Source organism: Pseudomonas sp. LY-1, from assembly GCF_053502595.1.
In genome coordinates this window covers 1,374,468-1,396,304 of the sequence record NZ_CP094353.1, presented here as the reverse complement: position 1 = coordinate 1,396,304, position 21,837 = coordinate 1,374,468, and the positions used below count along the sequence as shown (strand labels likewise).

Sequence of the window (21,837 nt, the reverse complement as noted above, 5' to 3'; positions counted from 1 at the left end):
CCTAACTTTCGCGGCATCAGTGACGCTTGCAAACATGAACTCCGGCCATTTAATGGCACGATTTAATACAGAGGTAAATGCGATGCGTATCAGCATATTTGGTTTGGGTTACGTTGGCGCAGTCTGTGCCGGTTGCCTGTCTGCCCGCGGCCATGAAGTGGTCGGCGTAGACATCTCCAAGGAAAAAATCGACCTGATCAACGCAGGCAAATCGCCGATCGTTGAACCGGGCCTGGGCGAGCTGCTGAGCCAGGGTATCGAGACCGGACGACTGCGCGGTACGACCGACTTCGCCGAAGCCATCCGCGCTACCGACCTGTCGATGATTTGCGTCGGTACGCCGAGCAAGAAAAACGGCGACCTGGAACTCAACTACATCGAATCGGTATGCCGCGAGATCGGTTTTGTCCTGCGTGACAAGACCACCCGCCACACCATCGTCGTGCGCAGCACCGTATTGCCGGGCACCGTGGCCAATGTGGTGATCCCGATCCTCGAAGACTGCTCCGGCAAGAAAGCCGGCGTCGACTTCGGCGTTGCGGTCAACCCGGAGTTCCTGCGTGAATCCACCGCCATCGCCGACTACGACCTGCCGCCGATGACCGTCATCGGCGAATTCGACAAAGCCTCCGGTGATGTCCTGCAATCGCTGTACGAAGAACTCGACGCACCGATCATCCGCAAGGACATCGCCGTTGCCGAAATGATCAAGTACACCTGCAACGTGTGGCACGCCACCAAGGTGACCTTCGCCAACGAGATCGGCAACATCGCCAAGGCCGTCGGCGTCGACGGGCGCGAAGTGATGGAAGTGGTCTGCCAGGACAAGACCCTCAACCTGTCCCAGTACTACATGCGCCCGGGCTTCGCGTTCGGCGGCTCGTGCCTGCCCAAAGACGTGCGCGCCCTGACCTACCGCGCCGGCTCGCTGGACGTGGAAGCGCCGCTGCTCAACTCGCTGATGCGCAGCAACGAATCCCAGGTGCAGAACGCCTTCGACATCGTCGCCGGCCACGACAAACGCAAAGTCGCCCTGCTGGGCCTGAGCTTCAAGGCCGGCACCGATGACCTGCGCGAAAGCCCCCTGGTGGAGCTGGCGGAAATGCTGATCGGCAAGGGTTACGACCTGAGCATCTACGACAGCAACGTCGAGTACGCCCGTGTCCACGGCGCGAACAAGGACTACATCGAAGGCAAGATCCCGCACGTGTCGTCCCTGCTCAACTCGGACTTCGACGATGTGATCAACAACTGCGACGTGATCATCCTCGGCAACCGTGACGAGAAGTTCCGGGCCTTGGCCCATAACGCACCGCACGGCAAGCAAGTGGTCGACCTGGTGGGCTTCATGTCCAAGGCCACCAGTGTGAGCGGCCGTACCGAAGGTATTTGCTGGTAACAGCAACCGCAAGTTTCGGGCTGCCGGCGTCCTGATCCCCAGCGCTTGCAGCTCGAAACCTCCTTCACCTGCGGATGACGCCTATGTCCAAGTTAAAACACGTACTGCTCCAATCCGCCGGCTGGCTGTTCTTCTTGAGCCTGCTGATGGGACTCGCCCTGCTGTTGCCGGCGAGTACGTTCGACTCCGAGTCGAAGAATTTTATTTTCCTGATTGGCGCCGTCGGTATCTGGCGCTACTCGATGGGTGCGACGCATTTCTTTCGCGGCATGCTGTTCCTGTACGTGGTCTACCCCCACCTGCGGCGCAAAGTGCGCAAGTTGGGCAAGGCCGCGGACCCGTCCCATGTGTTCCTGATGGTCACCAGTTTCCGGATCGATGCGCTGACCACCGCGCAGGTCTACAGCTCGGTGATCCGCGAAGCGATCGAATGCGGCTTCCCCACCACCGTGGTCTGCTCGCTGGTGGAAATGTCCGATGAACTGCTGGTGAAAAGCCTGTGGGAACGCATGAACCCGCCGGGCCATGTGAAGCTCGACTTCGTGCGTATCGCCGGCACCGGCAAGCGCGACGGCCTGGCCTTCGGTTTCCGCGCCATCTCCCGCCACTTGCCGGATGACCGCGCCGTGGTTGCAGTGATCGATGGCGATACCGTGCTCGCCGAAGGCGTCGTGCGCAAAACCGCGCCGTGGTTCCAGCTGTTCGGCAATGTCGGCGGCCTGACCACCAACGAGTTCTGCGAAGTGCGCGGCGGCTACATCATGAGCGAATGGCACAAACTGCGCTTCGCCCAGCGCCACATCAACATGTGCTCGATGGCCCTGTCCAAGCGCGTGTTGACCATGACCGGGCGCATGTCGGTGTTCCGCGCCAGCGTGGTCACCGACCCGGGCTTTATCGCCGATGTGGAAAGCGACTCGCTGCAACACTGGCGCCTGGGCCGCTTCAAGTTTTTGACCGGCGACGACAAGTCCAGCTGGTTCAGCCTGATGCGCCTGGGCTACGACACCTTCTACGTACCGGATGCCGCGATCAACACCGTGGAGCACCCGCCGGAAAAGAGCTTTATCAAAGCCAGCCGCAAGCTGATGTTCCGCTGGTACGGCAACAACCTGCGCCAGAACTCCCGCGCCCTGGGCCTGGGTGTACGTCGCCTCGGCCTGTTCACCAGCGTGGTGCTGTTCGACCAGCGCGTGTCGATGTGGACCTCGCTGCTCGGTCTGACCGTGGCGATCATCGCCACCTTCAAGTACGGCGGTGCGTTCATCCTCGCGTACCTGCTGTGGATCGGCATCACCCGCCTGATCCTGACCGTGCTGCTGTCGTGCTCCGGGCACAGGATCGGCCCGGCGTACCCGGTGATTCTCTATTACAACCAGATCATGGGCGCGCTGGTGAAGATCTACGTGTTCTTCCGCCTCGATCAACAGTCCTGGACCCGCCAGGACACCAAACTGACCCGCGATTTGGCCAGCTTTCAACGTTGGTTCAACACCTGGTCGTCTCGGACCATGACCTTCTCCGCCGGCAGCATTTTCGTCGCCGTGTTGCTGATGATGGTCTGACCCTGCCAAGCCTGAATTAACTCTAGGAAATTGCCCTGATGAACAGCCAAGTAAACGCCAACGTTGTCCACGAATCCGAAGCCCAACGCCAGCACGCCCGGGTCAAAATCCCGGCCAAGTTGCGCTTTTTCAACACTGACCGCACGCCGACCGAAGCGCGGGTCATCGACCTGTCCGCCGGCGGCCTGGCGTTCACCGCCACCCAGCCGCTGATCGTTGGCGAAGTCCACAAGGGTCGCCTGCAATTTGTGATCGACAACCTCGGCCTGGCGATGGATGTGGAGCTGCAGATTCGCTCCTACGACCGCCAGAGCGGGCGCACCGGCTGCCAGTTCCAGAACCTCGACGCGCAGGATATTTCCACGCTGCGTCACCTGATCACGTCGCACCTGTCGGGCGATATCGTGACCATGGGCGACGTACTCGCCACCCTGCAACGCGACAACTTCACCAAGGCGCGCAAGGTCAAGGACGGCGGCAGCAACATGAGCGTCTTCGGCCGCCTGCGCGCCGTGACGTTCAGCCTGGCGATCTTCCTGGTGGGCCTGGCGGCATTCGGTTTCGTCTTCAAATCGCTGTACGGCATGTACTTCGTCAGCCACGCCCAGGCCGGCCTGGTCAGCGTGCCCGGCATGAACGTGACCATGCCCCGCGACGGCACCGTGCAAAGCCTGCTCAAAGGCGACGCGGTGGCGGCCAAAGGCGCGCCGCTCGCGACCTTCAGCACCAGCATGCTCGACGTGCTCAAGGGCCACCTGGACGAAGACCAACTGCAACCGGCCAAGGTCGAAGAACTGTTCGGCAAACAAATGACCGGCACCCTGACCTCGCCTTGCGACTGCATCGTGGCCCAGCAAATGGTGGCCGACGGTCAATACGCAAGCAAAGGCGACGTGATCTTCCAACTGGTGCCTCGCGGCAGCCTGGCCAACGTGGAAGCACGCTTCTCCTACCGCCAGTTCGCTGACGTTCGCCCAGGTACCCCGGTGAACTTCCAGGTCGCCGACGAAGAACAGACCCGCACCGGCACCATCGTCAGCAGCACCAGCCTGAACAGCGCCGACCTGTCCTCCGACATCCGCGTGCAGATCAAGCCGGACGCACCGCTGGACAGCGCCTACGCCGGCCGCCCGGTGGAAGTCACCAGCGACCGTGGCCCATCGCTGAACTGGCTGATCGATAAAGCCATGGCTGCCGGACTGTAAGCGAGGACATGCCTGTGACGACTCTCCTGAAAACACCGCAATCCCTGTGGGAGCGGGCTTGCTCGCGATGGGATCAGTGCGGTTTGCCTGACGGACCGCACGGCCTGCATCGCGAGCAAGCCCGCTCCCACAAGGGCCCTGTCGCGTTGCTGGCACTTGCGGTCAGCCTCGCCGGTTGCGCCGGCCTGCCCGACCAGCGCCTGGCCAACGAAGCCCTCAAGCGGGGCGACACGCTCACCGCGCAGCAGAATTACCAGCAACTGGCGACCCTGGGTTACAGCGAGGCCCAGGTGGGCCTGGCCGATATCCAGGTCGGCACACGCGACCCGGCGCAGATCAAACAGGCCGAGGCCACTTACCGCGCCGCTGCGGATATTTCGCCGCGCGCCCAGGCCCGCCTGGGGCGCCTGCTGGTGGCCAAGCCCGGCGCCACCGACGCCGAACACCATGAAGCCGAAGGCCTGCTGAAAAAAGCCTTTGCCAATGGCGAAGGCAACACCCTGATCCCGCTGGCGATGCTGTACCTGCAATACCCGCACAGCTTCCCCAACGTGAACGCCCAGCAGCAGATCAACAAATGGCAGGCCGCCGGTTACCCGGAAGCCGGTCTGGCCCAGGTGCTGCTGTATCGCACCCAGGACACCTACGACCAGCATCTGGATGATGTCGAGCGCATCTGCAAGGCCGCGCTGAACACCACCGACATCTGCTACGTCGAACTGGCCACGGTCTACCAGAAAAAAGCCGAGCCAGAAAAACAGGCCGAACTGCTCAAGCAAATGGAAGCCGGCTACAGCCGCGGCACCGTCACCGCACAGCGCATCGACAGCGTGGCCCGCGTATTGGGCGACGCAACGCTGGGCAAGACCGACGAGAAAACCGCCCAGGCGCTGCTGGAAAAAATCGCCCCCGGCTACCCCGCATCCTGGGTCAGCCTGGCGCAATTGCTCTACGACTTCCCGGAACTGGGCGACGTCGACCAGATGATGAAGTACCTGGACAACGGCCGCGCCGCCGACCAGCCGCGCGCCGAGCTGTTGCTGGGCAAGCTCTACTACGATGGCAAGTGGGTGCCGGCGGACGCCAAGGCCGCCGAAGCGCATTTCGAGAAAGCCCTGGGCCGCGAAGTGGCCGCCGATTACTACCTCGGCCAGATCTACCGCCGTGGCTACCTGGGCAAGGTCTACTCGCAAAAAGCCCTGGACCACCTGCTGACTGCTGCGCGCAACGGCCAGAACAGCGCCGACTTCGCCATCGCGCAATTGTTTTCCCAAGGCAAGGGCACCAAGCCCGACCCATTGAACGCCTATGTCTTCAGCCAATTGGCTAAAGCCCAGGACACACCAGAGGCCAACGACCTGGCCACGCAGCTCGAAGCCCCACTGACGCCGGAACAACGCGCCGAAGGCCAACGCCTGGTGCAACAGGAACTGGCCGCGCGCGGCACCCTGGCCCAGAGCACGCTGCAACTGCACGCCCTGCAAGAAGAAGACGGCGAGGAATCCCTATGAAGCTCAATCCATTCGTGCAGGCCGGTATCGGCCTGACCTTCGCCCTGCTGTGGTCGTGCCCGACCCTGGCCGCGCTGACCGAAGCGAAGAACTTCGGCCTGGAAGTCAAAGTCACCGGCCAGTCCGAAGACGACCGTGACCTCGGCACCCAAAAGGGTGGCGACGTCAACGGCATCGGCCTCGACCTGCGCCCGTGGATCTACGGCGAAAGCGGCAACTGGAGCGCCTACGCCATGGGCCAGGCCGTTGCCTCGAGCGACATCATCGAGACCGACACCCTGCAGCAGTCCTCGGATGACACCACCGAGCAGTCGAGCAACAGCGACCGCACAGCGAAGAAAAACTACCTGGCCCTGCGCGAGTTCTGGGTCGGCTACAGCGGCTTCACGCCCTACCCCGGCGAGCTCCTCAAGTTCGGCCGCCAGCGCCTGCGCAATGACGACGGCCAATGGCGCGACACCAACATCGAAGCGCTGAACTGGACCTTCGACACTACCCTGCTCAAGGCCAACGTCGGCGCCGCCGAACGCTTCAGCGAATACCGCACCGACCTCAAGGAGCTGTCGCCCGACGAAAAAGACCGCCAGCACTTCTACGCCGACGCCGCCTACCAGTGGACGCCAGGCCAGTGGATCGGCCTGCGCGGGCACCACACCCATGACGACGGCAAGCTCGACTATTCCGAACCGGGCATGCCCATCGACCCCTCGGACAAGCGCGAGAACGGCGACCTGACCTGGCTCGGCATCGAGGCCAACAGCGACGCCTACAACTGGCGCAACACCAACACCGTCAACTACTGGGCCAGCGTCACCGGCATGCAGGGCGACCGCGACACCGTCAACGCGTTGAACGCCGACGGCACCCGCCCGAGCAACGCCAAGCGCAGCGAAGACGTGAGCGGCTGGGCCACCGACCTGGGTATCCGCCTGCGCCTCGACCCGCAGTGGCAAGTGGGTGCGGCCTATGCCCGCGCCAGCGCCGAGTACGAACAGAACGGCCTGCAAAGCAACCGTTCGAACTTCACCGGCACCCAGTCCCGCCTGCATCGCTTCGGCGAAGCGTTCCGCGGCGAGATGAACAACATGCAGTCCATGAGCCTGTTCGGTTCCTGGCAGTTGCGCGAGGACTACGACGCCAGCCTGGTGTACCACAAGTTCTGGCGCGTCGACGGCAACAAGCCGGTGGGCAGCAACGGCATCGACGCCGTGCAGAACAACACCGACGACGTAACCGGCGCGATCCTGTCCAGCACTTCCCTGCCCCTTGAAGACGGCAAGAAAGACCTGGGCCAGGAGATGGACCTGGTCGTCACCAAGTACTTCAAGAAAGGCCTGCTGCCGGCCGCGCTCAGCCAGTCGATCGACGAACCGTCGGCCCTGGTGCGCTTTCGTGCCGGCGTGTTCAAACCGGGCGACGCTTATGGCAGCCAGGTCGACTCGTACATGCATCGCGCCTTTGTCGACGTGATCTGGAAGTTCTGATGGGAGCCCGCGCAATGATTGCTCACCCCTTCACAGGCAGATGCTTGCTGGTGACCGCGATGCTGATGGCCAATGCCACAGCCTTCGCCGATACCGCGCAGCCGGTCAAGGCGCCGACCATCGCCAAAGAACTGCAACAGGCCAAGACCTACACCATTTCCAGCCCGCCGACCGCGCCGCTGGAAATGCCCAAGCCGGCCCTGCCGGACCTGTCGGGCTACACCGCCGCGGCGATGGAAAAGAAAATCGTCAGAACCAAGCCGGGCAAAATCAGCATCCGCCGCATGATGCAGGAAGACGCGCTGAAGGACTTCATCGGCGGCGACAACAAGATGGCCGAGTGGGTGGTGCGCCAGCACGGCATTCCCCAGGCGATCTTTATCGACGACGGCTACATGAACCTCAAGGACCTGCTGGGCAAAGTGCCCAAGCAGTACCTCAGCGAAACCTCGCCGGGCGTGTTCCTCGCCAAGTTGCCGATCGTGGTCGGGCGCAAGGGCATCCTCGATATCGACAAGCACACCAAAGAACTGCGCCTGTCCCAGGAGGCCGGTGCGTTCCTGATCAACGACGGTCAGCTGTTCGTGCGCGATACCAAGATCACCGGCTGGAAAGAAAAGGCCAACGGCCCGGCGACCTTCCAGTCGCCCCAGGAATTCCGCCCGTTCCTGCTGGCCTGGGGCGGCACCGAGACCTACATCGCCAACACCAAAATGGCCAGTTTCGGCTATGCCAACAGTAAGTCGTATGGGGTGAGTATTTCCCAGTACACGCCGAACATGGCCAAGGTGCTCAAGCGCCCTGAACCGACCGGCTGGATCATCGACTCCGAGTTCTCGGACATGTGGTACGGCTTCTACTGCTACGAGACCGAAGGCTTCGTGATCAAGGGCAACACCTACAAAGACAACATCGTCTACGGCATCGACCCCCACGACCGTTCCCACGGCCTGATCATCGCGGACAACACCGTCTACGGCACCAAGAAGAAGCACGGCATCATCATTTCCCGGGAAGTGAACGACAGCTTCATCTTCAACAACCGCAGCTACGACAACAAGCTTTCGGGCCTAGTGATCGACCGTAACAGTGTGAACAACCTGATCGCCGACAACGAGATCTACCGCAACCACACCGACGGCATCACGCTCTATGAGAGCGGCGACAACCTGTTGTGGGGCAACAAGGTGATCGCCAACCGTCGCCACGGCATCCGCATACGCAACAGCGTCAACATCAAGCTGTACGAAAACACCTCGATGGCCAACGGGCTGACCGGCGTCTACGGCCACATCAAGGACCTGACCGACACCGACCGCGACATCGCCCTCGACCCGTTCGACACCAAGGTCTCGCTGATCGTGGTCGGCGGCGAACTGGCCGGTAACGGCAGCGGGCCGCTGTCGATCGACTCGCCGTTGAGTATCGAGCTGTACCGCGTGTCGATGCTGGCGCCGACCAAATCCAGCGGCATCAGCTTCAACGGCATTCTTGGCGAGCGCCAGGAAGAAATTCTCGACCTGCTGGTACGCCAGCAGAAAGCCGTGCTGATCGACCCTGTCGAACGCCAGACCGAAATGCAGGACTGAGGATGACCCTTATGCACCCACACATGATCAAACTGTTGAGCCTCTCGGGTCTGACCCTCGGCCTGCTCGCGGCCAGCCAGGGCGTGCGCGCCGACGAGATCAAGGCGCCGACCTTCAGCGCCGAACCGTGCTGCAGCCTGTGCCCGGCGGCCCACGACGCGAAGAACTACACCACGCGCTACCAGCAGAACTTCACCACCCTGGTGCAAGCCCAGGGCGACTGGCTGTTCCGTACCCAGGAAGACCTGCGCACCGAATTCGACACCAGCCCCGCCGGCTACAAACGCATGCAACAGCTGCACGATGCGTTCAAGGCCAAGGGCGTGGAACTGGTGGTGGTCTACCAGCCGACCCGTGGCCTGGTGAACCGCAACAAGCTCAACCCTGAAGAGAAAGCCGCGTTCGATTTCGACAAGGCCCTGGGCAACTACAAGAGCATGCTCGGCCGTTTCGCCAAGATGGGCTACGTGGTGCCGGACCTGTCGCCGTTGACCAACGAGCAATTGCCCGATGAATTACCGGCCCACGATTTCTACTTCCGCGGCGACCAGCACTGGACCCCTTACGGCGCCCAGCGCACCGCGAAAATCGTCGGTGCCAAAGTGCGCGCGATGCCCGAGTTCGCCGAGATTCCCAAGCGCGAATTCGAAACCAAGCGCTCCGGACGCATGGGCAAGACCGGCACCCTGCACAACATGGCCGGGCAACTGTGCGGCACCAGCTACGCGATCCAGTACATGGACCAGTTCACCACCGAGCCCAAGGGCGAAGCCGGCGACGGCGACCTGTTCGGCGATTCGGGCAACCCGCAGATCACCCTGGTCGGCACCAGCCACAGCGGCAAGAACTACAACTTCGCCGGCTTCCTCGAACAGGAAATCGGCGCCGACATCCTCAACGTCGCCTTCCCCGGCGGCGGCCTGGAAGGCTCGATGATCCAGTACCTGGGCAGCGACGAGTTCCAGAAGACGCCGCCGAAAATCCTGATCTGGGAATTCTCGCCGTTGTACCGCCTCGACCAGGAAACCATCTACCGCCAGATGATGGCGCTGCTGGACAACGGCTGCGAAGGCAAGACCGCGCAGATGAGCGCCAGCGCCACCCTGAAACCCGGCAAGAACGAATTGCTGGTCAACAGTTCGAACAAAGACCTGCGCAACGCCAACCATCAGGTCGACATCCGCTTCGCCGACCCGTCGGTGAAAACCTTGCAAGCCACCCTCTGGTACATGAACGGGCGCCACGAGGACATCAAAATCGAAAAACCCGAAACATCCGATACAGACGGGCGTTTCGCCTTTGAACTGCGCACCGACGAAGACTGGGCCTCGCAGAACTTGCTGGCCGTGGAAGTGCAGGGCCCCGAAGCGGGTGCTGCCGCGCAGAAAGTCGAAGCGAAAATTTGCACACGCAACGTATTCCCAAGCGGCGGTCAGAAGACTGCCTCACTCGGGCAATGAGGTTACCTATGCAGAAGTTATTGATCCCCACATTGCTGGGCCTGGCGATCTTCGCCAGTTCTGTGAATGCCGCCGCGCCACTGCGTCCGCCCCAGGGTTATTTCGCCCCGGTGGAAGCGTTCAAGACCGGCGACTTCAAGGACGGCTGCGACGCCATGCCGGCGCCGTACACCGGCTCGCTGCAGTTTCGCAGCAAGTACGAAGGCTCGGACAAGGCCCGTTCCACGCTGAACGTGCAGTCGGAAAAAGCCTTCCGCGACAGCACCGCCGACATCACCAAGCTGGAAAAAGACACCAGCAAGCGTGTGATGCAGTTCATGCGCGATGGTCGCCCGGAACAGTTGGAATGCACACTCAACTGGCTGACCAGCTGGGCCAAGGCGGATGCGTTGATGTCCAAGGACTTCAACCACACCGGCAAATCCATGCGCAAATGGGCGCTGGGCAGCATGGCCTCGGCCTATGTGCGCCTGAAGTTCTCCGACTCGCACCCGCTGGCCAACCATCAGCAGGAATCGCAACTGATCGAAGCCTGGTTCAACCGGCTGGCCGATCAGGTGGTGAGCGACTGGGACAACCTGCCGCTGGAAAAAACCAACAACCACTCCTACTGGGCCGCCTGGTCGGTGATGGCGACGTCCATCGCCACCAACCGTCGCGACCTGTTTGACTGGGCCGTGAAGGAATACAAAGTCGGCGCCAACCAGGTCGACGACCAGGGCTTCCTGCCCAACGAACTGAAGCGCCAGCAACGCGCGCTGTCGTACCACAACTACGCCCTGCCGCCGCTGTCGATGATCGCCAGTTTTGCCCTGGTCAACGGCGTGGACCTGCGCCAGGAAAACAACGGCGCGCTCAAACGCCTGGGCGACAAGGTGCTGGCCGGGGTCAAGGACCCGCAGATCTTCGAGCAGAAGAACGGCAAAGAGCAGGACATGAAGGACCTCAAGGAAGACATGAAATTCGCCTGGCTTGAACCCTTCTGCACCCTCTACACCTGCGCGCCGGATGTGCTCGAGCGCAAACATGGGATGCAGCCGTTCAAGACCTTCCGCCTCGGGGGCGACCTGACCAAGGTCTACGACCCGACGCACGAAAAAGGCAACAAAGGCAGCTGACGAAACGCGGTTAGAAATGTGGGAGGGGGCTTGCCCCCGATAGCAGTGTGTCATTCAACACAGATGGCGACTGTTACACCGCCATCGGGGGCAAGCCCCCTCCCACATTTGAGCAATACAACCTCCCCCCGGATTCGTGGGGGGGTTTGGGGGGGCTGCGGCCCTTGACTGTTGGTTAAACATGGAGAGATCGGGATGGTTTTCTCGTCCAATGTGTTCCTGTTTCTGTTCTTGCCGATCTTTCTCGGCTTGTACTACTTGAGCGGGCAACGCTATCGCAACCTGCTGCTGCTACTGGCCAGCTACGTGTTCTACGCCTGGTGGCGAGTGGACTTCCTGGCGCTGTTCGCCGCCGTCACGCTGTGGAATTACTGGATCGGCCTCAAGGTCGGTGCCGCCGGCGTGCGTACCAAGCCGGCGCAACGCTGGCTGCTGCTGGGCGTGGCGGTCGACCTGTGCATCCTCGGCTACTTCAAGTACGCCAACTTCGGCGTCGACAGCATCAACGTGATGATGAAGTCGGCGGGCCTGGAGCCGTTCATCCTGACCCACGTACTGTTGCCGATCGGGATCTCGTTCTACATCTTCGAGTCCATCAGCTACATCATCGACGTGTATCGCGGCGACACTCCGGCCACGCGCAACCTCATCGACTTTGCCGCGTTCGTGGCGATCTTCCCGCACCTGATCGCCGGCCCCGTCCTGCGCTTTCGCGACCTGGCCGACCAGTTCAACAACCGCACCCACACCCTCGACAAGTTCTCCGAAGGCTGTACGCGGTTCATGCAGGGGTTCATCAAGAAGGTCTTCATCGCCGACACCCTGGCGGTGGTGGCCGACCATTGCTTCGCCCTGCAAAACCCCACCACCGGTGATGCCTGGCTCGGTGCGCTGGCGTACACCGCGCAGTTGTACTTCGACTTCTCCGGCTACAGCGACATGGCCATCGGCCTGGGCTTGATGATGGGTTTCCGCTTCATGGAAAACTTCAAGCAGCCGTACATCAGCCAGTCGATCACCGAGTTCTGGCGGCGCTGGCACATCAGCCTGTCGACCTGGCTGCGCGACTACCTCTACATCACCCTGGGCGGCAACCGTAAAGGCACGCTGATCACCTACCGCAACCTGTTCCTGACCATGCTGCTCGGTGGCCTGTGGCACGGCGCGAACATCACCTACATCGTGTGGGGCGCCTGGCACGGCATGTGGCTGGCGATCGAGAAAGCCATCGGCCTGAACACCTCGCCGCGCAGCTTCAACCCGATCCGCTGGGCGCTGACCTTCCTGCTGGTGGTGATGGGCTGGGTGATCTTCCGTTCCGAAAACCTGCACGTCGCCGGGCGCATGTACGGCGCGATGTTCAGCTTTGGCGAATGGTCGCTGTCGGAACTCAACCGCGCCAGCCTCACCGGCCTGCAAGTGGCGACCCTGGTGGTGGCCTACGCAACGTTGGCGTTCTTTGGCCTGCGCGACTTCTACAGCAACCGCCCTGCCGAGAAAACCAAGGCGGCCGACCCGAGCCTGATCAAGGCCGTGCCGGGCGACGACCCGGGCAGCATCCACCAGCCAGGTTTCACCGTGGGCAAAGACGCCGCCGTGCAACCGGCCTACTGGACCGCTGACTGGCCACGCTACGCCATGCGCGCGGCGGTGCTGCTGCTGTTCGTGGCGTCGATTCTGAAACTGTCGGCGCAGAGTTTCTCGCCGTTCCTTTACTTCCAATTCTGAGGGAGCCGACCATGACCCGATCATTGCGCGTCCTCTATATCGGCCTGTTCCTGGTGGTGCTGCTCGCCCTGGGCGCCTGGTCGTTGCGCGGTTTCTTCGGCTTCAGCACCAATGCCGACGCCACCGTGCTCAACGGCCGCTGGACCAAAGCCGTCGAGACCCACTACGACGAACAGTTCCCGATCAAGCGCCTGGGCACCAACCTCTGGGCCGCGCTGGACTACAAGCTGTTCAATGAAGGCCGCCCCGGCGTGGTGCTGGGCCGCGATCACTGGCTGTACAGCGACGAGGAGTTCAACCCCGCCGTCAACGAAGAGCAGAACCTGGAGGGCAACTACGCCCTGGTCGAAGGCGTGCGCCAGCAGCTCAAGGCCCAAGGCATTCAACTGGTGCTCGCCATCGTGCCGGCCAAGGTGCGCCTGTACCCGGAACACCTGGGTGACGTGAAACCGGCGAGCATCCACGCCAACCTGTACCAGGACTTCCACGCCCGTGTCGCCGCCGACAAGATCCTCGCCCCCGACCTGCTTGGCCCGCTGCAACAGGCCAAGCTCGGCGGCCAGCAAGTATTCCTGCGCACCGACACCCACTGGACCCCGGACGGTGCCGAAATCGCCGCCAAGCAACTGGCCAAGGCGATCGCCGACAAGGCCCCACTGAGCGGCGAACCGCAGCGCTTTGTCACCGAAGCCGAGAAAACCGCACCGCACAAGGGCGACCTGCGCCTGTTCCTGCCGCTCGACCCGCTGTTCGAAAACCTGATGCCGCCCAAGGAGCCGCTGGAAAAACGCGTCACGCACCTGGCCGAAACCAAAGGCGACGACGCGCTGTTCAGCGACAGCGAAACCCCGGTGGCACTGGTCGGCACCAGCTACAGCGCCAACCCCAACTGGAACTTCGTCGGGGCGCTCAAGCAAGCCCTGGGCAGCGACGTGATCAGCTACGCCGAAGACGGCCATGGCCCGATCCTGCCGATGCTCAGCTACCTCAAAAGCGATGACTTCAAGAACCGCCCGCCCCAGGTGCTGATCTGGGAGTTCCCGGAACGCTATCTGCCTGTCAACAACGAAATCGGCGATGCCGACCCGCAGTGGGTCGCGCAACTCAAACAAGCCGGTGCGCGCCAACAGAACATGGCACTGAACACTCCAGCTAAACACCCAAAATCCGAGACGCCCGAACGGGCGCAAAACTGAAAGAGAGGTAACTCACATGACTTTCACTACTACTCCGCGTCGTCTCGCCAAGACCCTGGCCCTGGTTGCCGGCATGAGCGTTGTATCGATGTCCGCCTTCGCCGGCGGTGACGCCGCCTTGTACGGCCCTGTCGCCCCGAAAGGCTCGAGCTTCGTGCGTGTCTATAACGCCTCCAATCAGGAAGTCAGCGCCACCGTCGGCGCCACCAACCTGAGCGAAGTGGCCCCGTTGGCCAGTAGCGACTTCAGCTTCATGCCCGGCGGCGACTACAGCGCCAAGGTGGGCAGCCAGACCGTGTCGGTCAAGCTCGCCGCCGACCACTACTACACCCTGGTCAACAACAGCAGCGGTCAGCCGCAGTTGATCGAAGAACCGCCGTTCAAGAACAAACAGAAATCCCTGGTGCGCGTGCAGAACCTCAGCGACAAGGCCCTGACCCTGAAAACCGCCGACGGCAAGACCGACGTGGTCAAGGCCGTCGCCGCCAAAGGCCGTGGCGAGCGTGAAATCAACCCGGTGAAGGTCAGCCTGGCGCTGTACGACGGCGACAAGAAAGTCGGCGACGTGAAACCGGTAGCCCTGGAGCGTGGTGAGGCGGCGGTGCTGTATGTCACCGGCTCCGGTTCAAGCCTGTCGCCAGTGTGGGTGAAACGCCCCGTGTCGACCCGCTAAACATTTCTCGGACTGACAGCAACCCACTGTAGGAGCGAGCTTGCTCGCGAAAATCGCCACTGATGACGCGGGCATTCTGGATGTACGCGGTGTCTGGAAGTTCTTCGCGAGCAAGCTCGCGCCTACAGAGGGCAGAGGCGTCAGTTCGGACCGAGACAAAAACAAGAGTGGAACGACAAACCTTCGTAGCTCTGACCCAAATCGATTCAAGGAGAAACAGCATGATCCCAGTAATCCTTTCCGGTGGTAGCGGCTCACGTCTTTGGCCGCTTTCGCGCAAACAGTTTCCTAAACAGTTCCTGGCCCTGACCGGCGAGCACACGCTGTTCCAGCAAACCCTGGAGCGCCTGGTATTCGATGGCATGGACACCCCAATCGTGGTCTGCAACAAAGACCATCGGTTCATCGTCAACGAGCAACTGAGCGTGCGCAAGCTGGAAGCCCAGCGCATCCTGATGGAACCCTTCGGCCGCAACACCGCGCCAGCCGTGGCGCTGACCGCGATGATGCTGGTCAACGAAGGCCGCGATGAGCTGATGCTGGTGCTGCCGGCCGACCATGTGATCGACGACCAGAAAGCCCTGCAACGCGCCCTGGCCCTGGCCACCGTGGCCGCCGAGCGCGGCGAGATGGTGCTGTTCGGCGTGCCGGCGACCCGTCCGGAAACCGGTTATGGCTACATCAAGTCCGCCAACGATTCGCTGCTGCCCGAAGGCGTGAGCCGCGTGCAACAGTTCGTGGAAAAACCCGATGAAAAACGCGCCGTCGAGTTCGTCAAAAACGGCGGTTACTTCTGGAACAGCGGCATGTTCCTGTTCCGCGCCAGCCGCTTCCTCGAAGAGCTGAAAAAGCACGACCCGGACATCTACGACACCTGCGTGCTGACCCTCGAACGCAGCGAGCAGACCGCCGACACCGTGACCTTCGACGAAGCCACCTTCGCCTGCTGCCCGGACAATTCCATCGACTACGCGGTGATGGAAAAAACCCAGCGCGCCTGCGTGGTGCCGCTGAGCGCGGGCTGGAGCGACGTGGGTTGCTGGGCGTCGCTGTGGGCGGTCAACGATAAAGACGTCAACGGCAACGTCACCAAAGGCGACGTGGTGATCCAGGACAGCAAGAACTGCATGATCCACGGCAACGGCAAGCTGGTGTCGGTGATCGGCCTGGAAAACATCGTGGTGGTGGAAACCAAGGACGCGATGATGATTGCCCACAAGGACAAGGTCCAGGGCGTCAAGCAGATGGTCGCCACCCTCAACGAACAAGGGCGCAGCGAAACCCAGAACCACTGCGAAGTCTACCGTCCGTGGGGCTCCTACGACTCGGTCGACATGGGCGGGCGCTTCCAGGTCAAGCACATCTCGGTCAAGCCGGGCGCGTGCCTGTCGCTGCAGATGCACCACCACCGCGCCGAACACTGGATCGTGGTCAGCGGCACCGCCGAAGTCACCTGTGACGAGAACGTGTTCCTGCTCTGCGAGAACCAGTCCACCTACATCCCGATCGCCTCGGTACACCGCTTGCGCAACCCGGGCAAGATCCCGCTGGAGATCATCGAAGTGCAATCGGGCAGCTATTTGGGCGAAGACGATATCGAGCGGTTTGAGGATATCTACGGTCGCTCGACGCCGGTGGAACGTGGCGTGTCGGTGAAAACGATCGCGCAGTAATACAGTCCTGCAAGAAGCCCTCGCCCAAGCCATTGCGTCCCCTATCCGCAGTGGCTTGGGTGGGGGCTTTTTGTTTGGGATTTGCGCTGGTTGTGAGGGCCTCATCGGGGGCAAGCCCCCTCCCACATTTGAATGTATTAACAGATCAAAGGTGGGAGGGGGCTTTTTGTTTGGGATTTGTGCTGGTTGTGAGGGCCTCATCGGGGGCAAGCCCCCTCCCACATTTGAATGTATTCACAGATCAAAGGTGGGAGGGGGCTTTTTGTTTGGGATTTGCGCTGGCTGTGAGGGCCTCATCGGGGGCAAGCCCCCTCCCACATTTGAATGTATTCACAGATCAAAGGTGGGTGGGGGCTTTTTGTTTGGGATTTGTGCTGGTTGTGAGGGCCTCATCGGGGGCAAGCCCCCTCCCACATTTGAATGTATTCACAGATCAAAGGTGGGTGGGGGCTTTTTGTTTGGGATTTGTGCTGGCTGTGAGGGCCTCATCGGGGGCAAGCCCCCTCCCACATTTGAATGTATTCACAGATCAAAGGTGGGAGGGGGCTTTTTGTTTGGGATTTGTGCTGGCTGTGAGGGCCTCATCGGGGGCAAGCCCCCTCCCACATTTGAATGTATTCACAGATCAAAGGTGGGAGGGGGCTTGCCCCCGATGAGGCCCTCCCGGCCACCGCAGCACTCAAGGTAGCCAATCCCACCTACGCTTAAGTTAGGATGCTCGTTCCCTATTCGAGGTGGTCTCCATGTTCTTCGGCGTTCTCCTGATCATCACCTGGCTGGTCCTGTTGCTGCGCTACCCGGCCAAAGCCCTGCCCGTATCGCTGGCCGCCGCTGTGGGCCTGGGGCTGGTGGGCGTGTGGGTGGTGTGGCTGGACAATCGTGAAGCGTCGCAACTGGCGCGCCTGGAGCTGCGCATTGTCTACGCCCCGCAGGACTGCCCGGCCGACCGCCCACTGAAGCTGACCCTGAACAACGGCAACGACGTACCGCTGACCGAACTGCGCTGGCGTGTCGCTGCCTACGCACCGGGCGATACGGTCAACCTGGCCGACAACGTCTACGCTGCCCCACGCTATCGCGGCCCCGGCGAGTTGCAGGCCGGCGCCACCTGGGACGACTGCCTGCCCACCCCGCCGCTGCGCCCTGGCTACCGCCCGCAAACCCTGGAATTTCGCGCCGAGCATTTGCAAGGCAGCTTCTCGGACTGACAAAGGACCGATCCATGCCCAACGTACTCATCACCGGTTGCTCCAGCGGCATCGGGCGCGCCTTGGCCGAGGCCTTCAAATCCGCCGGCTTCGACGTGTGGGCCAGCGCCCGCCAACCGGAAGACGTCGCCCGCTTGTCCGCCGCCGGCTTCAATGCGGTGCAACTGGACGTCAACGACAGCGCCGCCTTGCAGCACCTGGCCGAGCAGTGGGGCGAGCTGGATGTGCTGGTCAACAACGCCGGCTACGGCGCCATGGGCCCGTTGCTCGACGGCGGCACCGAGGCGCTGCAGTGTCAGTTCGAAACCAACGTGTTTTCCATCGTCGGTGTGACCCAGGCATTCTTCCCCGCACTGCGTCGCGGCAAAGGCTTGGTGGTGAATATCGGCAGCGTTTCCGGGGTGCTGGTGACGCCATTCGCTGGCGCCTACTGCGCCTCCAAAGCCGCCGTGCATGCCTTGAGCGATGCCCTGCGCATGGAACTGGCGCCGTTTGGCGTGCGGGTGATGGAAGTGCAACCGGGCGCAATCGATACCCGCTTTGCGAAAAACGCCGGGGCCCAGGCGGAGCTGTTGATCAACGAACATTCGCCGTGGTGGCCGTTGCGCGAAGGCATCCGCGCGCGCTCCCGGGCCTCCCAGGACAACCCGACACCGGCCAGCCGATTTGCCAGCCAGGTCCTGAACGCCGTGCAACAACCGACACCGCCCCGCTTATTGCGCGCGGGCAATGGCAGTCGGGCACTGCCGTTGATGGCGGCGTTACTGCCCAAAGGGTTGTTGGAAAACGTATTGAAGCGACGCTTTGGTTTGAATAGGAGTTTGTAAATGATCGACTACAGCGACTTTTTCGAAGAAGTGATCCAGACCCACGTCGAGATCGAACAGTGGTTCGCCGGCGTGGCGCCTGAAGGCACGCTGCAAAAGCTGCTCGCGCGCTTCTCGCCGGAGTTCAGCATGATTGCGCCCTCCACCGGCACACGCATGAACGCCGCGGGGGTCAATTACCTGTTCACCCGCCTGGGCGGCCAGCGGCCAGGGTTGAAGATCACCTTGAGCGAACTGAGCGGCATTGACCGGCATGCACGCGGCGCCGTCGTCAGTTACCGCGAACATCAGATCGACGACAGCGGCACCCAGACCGATCGCCGCGCCACGGTGGTCTTCGAGAAACAGGCCAGCGGCGCACTGCTGTGGCGCCATTTGCACGAGACGTACTGCCAGGCCTGAACCGCCAGGCAACACCCCGCCAGTATGCGCGCAAGCCTCCCCCCGCTTGCGCGCACAGCCCATCGCCCTGAGTCCCCCGCTCATTGGCGGCAATACAATTTCGCTACAGAACTGAACGGACACTCTCGCTAGAGTGACGCGCTGACTTCTGACTCAACACGCTCAGACCTCATACCTCGCTTGTCGTTGATCGCTGTTCGCGTCGATTTGACACAGCCGTTCCGGTACCTCTTGGGTGACCCCTATCAAGCCTTTAAACAAATCGCGCGCCTGTCGGACGCTGCTCACACTGTCACTGGGGTTAACTGCGGTGACAGGCTGTTCGGTCGCACCTCTGCCCGCGTTGAAACCGCCCGCGCCAGAGGCATGGCGCAATGCACCGTCCCCTCTGGCGCCGGCCAAGCCTGACCTCAATCGGTGGTGGCACGCCTTCAATGATCCTGAACTCGATACCCTGGTGGATCAGGCATTGCAAAACAACCTCGACGTCGCCGCCGCAGTCGAGCGCCTGCGGGCTGCGCGAGTGCTGAGCCAACATTCGCAAGCGCCCTATCTGCCCTCGCTCGGGATCAAGACCCACGACGCGATAAGCCCCGACACCAGCAGTTCGTACTTCCTGATCGGCTTCGATGCACAGTGGGAACTGCCACTGTTCGGCGCCAGGCAGAGCGCGGATCGCATCACCGAGGGCAACCAGGCGCTGGTGGCCGCCGACTTGCGCAGCGTCCAGGTGTCGCTGGTCGCCGAAGTCACCCGGCATTGGGTTGAGCTGCGTTCGGCGCAACACGCCGAACGCGCGCTGACGGCCATTCGTGACGCTCAGCAGGAAAAACTGGCGCTGCTGCGTGTGCGCGAGCAACTTGCCCTGGCGCCGCACGCTGACGTGGCGGGCGCCGAGGCGGAACTGGCGCGGGCCGAGATGCAGCTGAGCGGGCCGCAACAACGGATCCACCGCCATGCCCAGCAGTTGGCGCTGTTGTCGGGTCGGCCGGAGCCCGACCCGCGCTGGCTGCAGCCCGGACCGCAGCCCACGCTCGGCCAGTGGCAACTCAACAACGTGCCGGCGGACCTGCTGCGCACACGCCCGGAAATTGCCAGCGCCGAGGCCGAGGTTCTTGTGGCCGCCGGGGAGTTGGGGATGAGCCGCGCCGATATCTACCCGCATCTCAGCCTGGGCGCTTCGTTGCAGTGGTCGCTGAACATTGCCAGCAACCGCAAGCGCACGCCCAGCGGCAACAGTATTTTCTCGGCCGGGCCGGGGATCAGCATCCCGTTGTTCGACTGGGGCCAACGTATCGCCACCGCCCGCGCGAAAGACCACCTGTTGCAGGCAGCGGTTCTGACTTATCGCCAGGCGGTGTTGCAAGGCGTTGCCGAAGCCGAAATCGCCCTGGGCGACCTCGAACAAACGCGCCTGCGCGAGCACGCCTCGCGCCAGGCCCATAAGGCGACGCAGACGCGCCTGGAGGCCTTGCAACAACGCGAGCGCCTGGGGCTCATGAGCCCACTGGAACTGACGAGCGCCCACGTGCAGGCACTGCAAGCCATGCGACAGGCCGACAGCGCCAGCACCGAACGGGACATCGCCTACATCGCGCTTTATAAAGCCCTGGGCGGCGCACCGTTACCGAACCCGACAGTGAAGGATGCCGACTGATGGTGGCGCTTGCCCGTCTGACACTGATCCACGAATGGCGGCGCTTCCTGCCCGCGATGATCGCCGTAGGCTTCGCGGGGCTGCTGCAGTTGCTCCAGGCCGCGCTGGTGCTGGGTATTTTCGGCAGTGCCAGCGTCTATATCACCGGCTCTACGGCGGACCTCTGGGTCGGTTACCCCGGCACGCAAAGCGTCAACCTCGGGAGACCGATCGATGCCGGCGTGGAAATGCGCCTGCGCATGGACGCCGATGTCCTGCGTGTCGAGTCGTTTCGCTGGGTCGACGCCGATTGGCGCGGTGCGCGAGATACCGGTGGCGTGTCGGTGTTTGTCAGCGGCATCGACGTCGGGCCGGACGGCCTGATGTTTGCGCGCGCCCTGCCGACGGCACTGCGCGCCCGCCTGGCCGAGCCCGGTGCGGTGATCGTCGACCGCGCCGATCTGAGCACCCTGGGCGTGAACCTGGGGGACGCCGCGACCATCAACGGGCAACGTGTGCGCGTGGTGGGTGTCACCAGCGGCCTGCGCGCGCTGGGCGGGGTCAATGTGCTGGCGTCGCTGGCCACCGCCCGGCAGCTCGACACCACCACCGCAGCAGACCGCATCACCTACCTGGTGGCCAAAGTGCGCGATCCCGCTCAGGCCGGTGCGGTTGCCGCGCGCCTGAGCAACGGCCCTGCGTTCGGCAACTATTCGGTATGGACCGCACAACAGTTCGCCCAGCGCTCGCAGATGTATTGGATGTTCGACACCGGCGCCGGTGCCGGCGTGCTGTTTCTGGCCGCGATTGTGTTCCTGGTGGGCGCGGTCATCACCAGCCAGACGCTGGTCGCCGCCGTCGTCGGTTCCATCCGCGAGTACGCCACCTTGAACGCCCTCGGCGTCGGCGTGAATGCCCTGCGCAAAGTGGTCATGGAGCAGGCTTTCTGGGTCGGGGCACTGGGGCTGCTGGGCAGTTCGGTGCTCGCCGGCCTGTTCTTCGCCCTGGCGGCGCACTACAACGTGCCGGTGCAGCTTTCGCCCGTCGCGGCCCTCGCCTGCCTGTGCCTGAGCATGCTCCTGGCACTCGTGTCGGGCCTGGCGGCCATCCGCACCTTACGCCACGCCGACCCGGCCAGCCTTCTGAGATAGCACTGCCATGAG

At 62.6% G+C, this 21,837-nt stretch carries 17 protein-coding genes; all 17 read left to right on the top strand.

From position 1 onward, the window contains the following. The first annotated feature begins 82 nt into the window (after positions 1-82). Positions 83-1,399 (top strand): nucleotide sugar dehydrogenase, encoded by a 1,317-nt coding sequence (locus tag MOQ67_RS06375; protein WP_046384626.1) that lies wholly within the window; start codon positions 83-85, stop codon positions 1,397-1,399. Between the two features lie 83 nt (positions 1,400-1,482). Further along, positions 1,483-2,964: a mannuronan synthase gene (gene alg8 / locus MOQ67_RS06370; protein WP_198717666.1), complete on the top strand. Its 1,482-nt coding sequence runs from the start codon at positions 1,483-1,485 to the stop codon at positions 2,962-2,964. A gap of 38 nt (positions 2,965-3,002) precedes the next feature. Beyond that, entirely contained in the window at positions 3,003-4,169 is a 1,167-nt protein-coding gene (locus MOQ67_RS06365; protein WP_017848639.1) for an alginate biosynthesis protein Alg44, read from the top strand. A gap of 8 nt (positions 4,170-4,177) precedes the next feature. Next, positions 4,178-5,680 (top strand): alginate biosynthesis TPR repeat lipoprotein AlgK, encoded by a 1,503-nt coding sequence (algK, locus tag MOQ67_RS06360; protein ID WP_232591282.1) that lies wholly within the window; start codon positions 4,178-4,180, stop codon positions 5,678-5,680. Next, complete coding sequence (locus MOQ67_RS06355; protein ID WP_198717667.1) at positions 5,677-7,164, top strand: alginate export family protein; 1,488 nt, start codon at positions 5,677-5,679, stop codon at positions 7,162-7,164. The genes algK and MOQ67_RS06355 overlap by 4 nt, the downstream gene beginning before the upstream one ends. Beyond that, on the top strand, positions 7,164-8,753 hold the full coding sequence (gene algG / locus MOQ67_RS06350; RefSeq protein WP_046488662.1) for a mannuronan 5-epimerase AlgG: 1,590 nt from the start codon (positions 7,164-7,166) through the stop codon (positions 8,751-8,753). Before MOQ67_RS06355 ends, algG begins: the two co-directional genes overlap by 1 nt. A gap of 11 nt (positions 8,754-8,764) precedes the next feature. Further along, positions 8,765-10,213 carry an alginate O-acetyltransferase gene (locus tag MOQ67_RS06345; protein ID WP_046385355.1) on the top strand — a complete coding sequence of 483 codons (1,449 nt, stop codon included), beginning with the start codon at positions 8,765-8,767 and terminating at the stop codon, positions 10,211-10,213. 8 nt (positions 10,214-10,221) lie between these two features. Further along, positions 10,222-11,331, top strand: coding sequence for a mannuronate-specific alginate lyase (locus tag MOQ67_RS06340; protein ID WP_232925516.1), 1,110 nt, complete (start codon positions 10,222-10,224; stop codon positions 11,329-11,331). Between the two features lie 195 nt (positions 11,332-11,526). Beyond that, positions 11,527-13,059 carry an MBOAT family O-acyltransferase gene (locus MOQ67_RS06335; protein WP_046384629.1) on the top strand — a complete coding sequence of 511 codons (1,533 nt, stop codon included), beginning with the start codon at positions 11,527-11,529 and terminating at the stop codon, positions 13,057-13,059. A gap of 11 nt (positions 13,060-13,070) precedes the next feature. Beyond that, the gene (locus tag MOQ67_RS06330) at positions 13,071-14,255 is read left to right on the top strand and encodes an alginate O-acetyltransferase (protein WP_046488669.1); all 1,185 of its coding nucleotides are present in this window, start codon (positions 13,071-13,073) and stop codon (positions 14,253-14,255) included. Between the two features lie 16 nt (positions 14,256-14,271). Continuing rightward, entirely contained in the window at positions 14,272-14,928 is a 657-nt protein-coding gene (locus tag MOQ67_RS06325) for an alginate O-acetyltransferase AlgF (protein WP_104903881.1), read from the top strand. A gap of 221 nt (positions 14,929-15,149) precedes the next feature. After that, on the top strand, positions 15,150-16,601 hold the full coding sequence (locus MOQ67_RS06320; RefSeq protein WP_198717669.1) for a mannose-1-phosphate guanylyltransferase/mannose-6-phosphate isomerase: 1,452 nt from the start codon (positions 15,150-15,152) through the stop codon (positions 16,599-16,601). Positions 16,602-17,344: 743 nt separating this feature from the next. Beyond that, a complete protein-coding gene (locus MOQ67_RS06315) occupies positions 17,345-17,809 on the top strand; it encodes a hypothetical protein (protein WP_017845897.1) in 465 nt (154 codons plus the stop codon). A gap of 14 nt (positions 17,810-17,823) precedes the next feature. Continuing rightward, positions 17,824-18,636, top strand: coding sequence for an SDR family oxidoreductase (locus MOQ67_RS06310; protein WP_198718173.1), 813 nt, complete (start codon positions 17,824-17,826; stop codon positions 18,634-18,636). Continuing rightward, a complete protein-coding gene (locus MOQ67_RS06305; protein WP_126586172.1) occupies positions 18,637-19,038 on the top strand; it encodes a DUF4440 domain-containing protein in 402 nt (133 codons plus the stop codon). It abuts the gene before it with no gap. A 310-nt stretch (positions 19,039-19,348) separates the two neighbouring features. After that, complete coding sequence (locus MOQ67_RS06300) at positions 19,349-20,695, top strand: TolC family protein (RefSeq protein WP_307847672.1); 1,347 nt, start codon at positions 19,349-19,351, stop codon at positions 20,693-20,695. Continuing rightward, the gene (locus tag MOQ67_RS06295; protein WP_017845901.1) at positions 20,695-21,825 is read left to right on the top strand and encodes an ABC transporter permease; all 1,131 of its coding nucleotides are present in this window, start codon (positions 20,695-20,697) and stop codon (positions 21,823-21,825) included. Before MOQ67_RS06300 ends, MOQ67_RS06295 begins: the two co-directional genes overlap by 1 nt. Positions 21,826-21,837 lie beyond the last annotated feature (12 nt).

What these genes read in the sequence shown, in the direction of transcription:
- MOQ67_RS06375 (WP_046384626.1), top strand. Translation starts at nt 83, where the DNA reads ATGCGTATCAGCATATTTGGTTTGGGTTACGTTGGCGCAGTCTGTGCC.
- alg8 (WP_198717666.1), top strand. Translation starts at nt 1,483, where the DNA reads ATGTCCAAGTTAAAACACGTACTGCTCCAATCCGCCGGCTGGCTGTTC.
- MOQ67_RS06365 (WP_017848639.1), top strand. Translation starts at nt 3,003, where the DNA reads ATGAACAGCCAAGTAAACGCCAACGTTGTCCACGAATCCGAAGCCCAA.
- algK (WP_232591282.1), top strand. Translation starts at nt 4,178, where the DNA reads ATGCCTGTGACGACTCTCCTGAAAACACCGCAATCCCTGTGGGAGCGG.
- MOQ67_RS06355 (WP_198717667.1), top strand. Translation starts at nt 5,677, where the DNA reads ATGAAGCTCAATCCATTCGTGCAGGCCGGTATCGGCCTGACCTTCGCC.
- algG (WP_046488662.1), top strand. Translation starts at nt 7,164, where the DNA reads ATGGGAGCCCGCGCAATGATTGCTCACCCCTTCACAGGCAGATGCTTG.
- MOQ67_RS06345 (WP_046385355.1), top strand. Translation starts at nt 8,765, where the DNA reads ATGCACCCACACATGATCAAACTGTTGAGCCTCTCGGGTCTGACCCTC.
- MOQ67_RS06340 (WP_232925516.1), top strand. Translation starts at nt 10,222, where the DNA reads ATGCAGAAGTTATTGATCCCCACATTGCTGGGCCTGGCGATCTTCGCC.
- MOQ67_RS06335 (WP_046384629.1), top strand. Translation starts at nt 11,527, where the DNA reads ATGGTTTTCTCGTCCAATGTGTTCCTGTTTCTGTTCTTGCCGATCTTT.
- MOQ67_RS06330 (WP_046488669.1), top strand. Translation starts at nt 13,071, where the DNA reads ATGACCCGATCATTGCGCGTCCTCTATATCGGCCTGTTCCTGGTGGTG.
- MOQ67_RS06325 (WP_104903881.1), top strand. Translation starts at nt 14,272, where the DNA reads ATGACTTTCACTACTACTCCGCGTCGTCTCGCCAAGACCCTGGCCCTG.
- MOQ67_RS06320 (WP_198717669.1), top strand. Translation starts at nt 15,150, where the DNA reads ATGATCCCAGTAATCCTTTCCGGTGGTAGCGGCTCACGTCTTTGGCCG.
- MOQ67_RS06315 (WP_017845897.1), top strand. Translation starts at nt 17,345, where the DNA reads ATGTTCTTCGGCGTTCTCCTGATCATCACCTGGCTGGTCCTGTTGCTG.
- MOQ67_RS06310 (WP_198718173.1), top strand. Translation starts at nt 17,824, where the DNA reads ATGCCCAACGTACTCATCACCGGTTGCTCCAGCGGCATCGGGCGCGCC.
- MOQ67_RS06305 (WP_126586172.1), top strand. Translation starts at nt 18,637, where the DNA reads ATGATCGACTACAGCGACTTTTTCGAAGAAGTGATCCAGACCCACGTC.
- MOQ67_RS06295 (WP_017845901.1), top strand. Translation starts at nt 20,695, where the DNA reads ATGGTGGCGCTTGCCCGTCTGACACTGATCCACGAATGGCGGCGCTTC.